The sequence below is a fragment of the Metamycoplasma auris genome, assembly GCF_003253435.1.
Lineage (GTDB): Bacteria > Bacillota_I > Bacilli_A > Mycoplasmatales > Metamycoplasmataceae > Metamycoplasma > Metamycoplasma auris.
Map to the genome: position 1 here is coordinate 1 of NZ_QKUB01000037.1, position 1,173 is coordinate 1,173.

The 1,173-nt window shown below is 28.1% G+C and carries 1 protein-coding gene; it reads left to right on the forward strand.

Annotated elements, in window-relative coordinates:
• Positions 1–1,173: BspA family leucine-rich repeat surface protein (locus BCF89_RS08850; protein ID WP_146236486.1), on the forward strand; the 1,173-nt coding region annotated here is incomplete at both ends.

Sequence of the window (1,173 nt, forward strand, 5' to 3'; positions counted from 1 at the left end):
ACTTATAAAAGAATATGAAAATAGATTTCCTAACTTAAAAGATAAAGAGTATGTCTTTGATGATTTTGATTTAACAATTCCCATTGGTTTTAGTAAAAATCCTGATGGAACACTAAAAGTAAGGATAAAAACTTTTATAAGTGTTTTATCAAATGACTATACAAGTTCTACAGTCTCTTTATATGGAAAAATAAATATAAAATATCCTGAAAAATCCGAATGAGACCCTGAAACTATGGCTTCTCCTACACATTATATAGATAAATATGGTAATGCAAGATTCTCCTACAAAAGAGATTTTTGAGATGATGAATATAATAATATTAATAAAATTATTAAAATTGGTTATTTTTATATTAATTCCAAAGAAGTACATACTAATGGATACTCATATCCATTTAACTCAAAAACTATAAAAATCCCATTAATTCAATCTCCTACAATGCCAAGACATATCAATAAAGTTCCTGAACTACCAGAAGTAATTACTAGTATAGCTAATATGTTTTATAATAATAAATCTCCAAATATTAATGGAATTGAAGATTGAGATACTTCAAATGTTGTAGTTATGTCTTCAACATTTGAACTTTCTAACTTCAACCAGAATATTTCTAATTGAGATACTTCAAATGTTGATTATATGGACCGAATGTTTAGTTGAGCAAAAGTATTCAATCAAGATATTTCAGGCTGAGATGTATGAAAAGTAAAATCAATGGTTCAAATGTTTTGAGCTGCTTCTTCATTCAATCAACCCTTAAATAATTGGGATGTATCACAAGTTACTTATATGTCTTGCATGTTTTGGGGTGCTTCTTCATTCAATCAACCATTAGATGATTGAAATGTATCAAAAGTAAAAAACATGGACCATATGTTTCACAATGCTGTTAATTTTAATCAGCCATTGAATAGTTGAAATACTAAGAATGTTCAAGATATGAATTCAATGTTTTTTGCAGCAAAAAGATTCAATCAACCCCTAAATAAATGAGATGTCTCAAATGTCGAAAATATGAAAAACATGTTCAATAGAGCCACTTCATTTAATCAACCATTAGATAGATGAAAACCAAAATCTCTTGAAACTATGGAATCAATGTTCTGAGGAGCTTCTTCATTCAACCAAGATCTTTCTAGTTGACATCTAGCAAAAAATGCAGCAAGAGA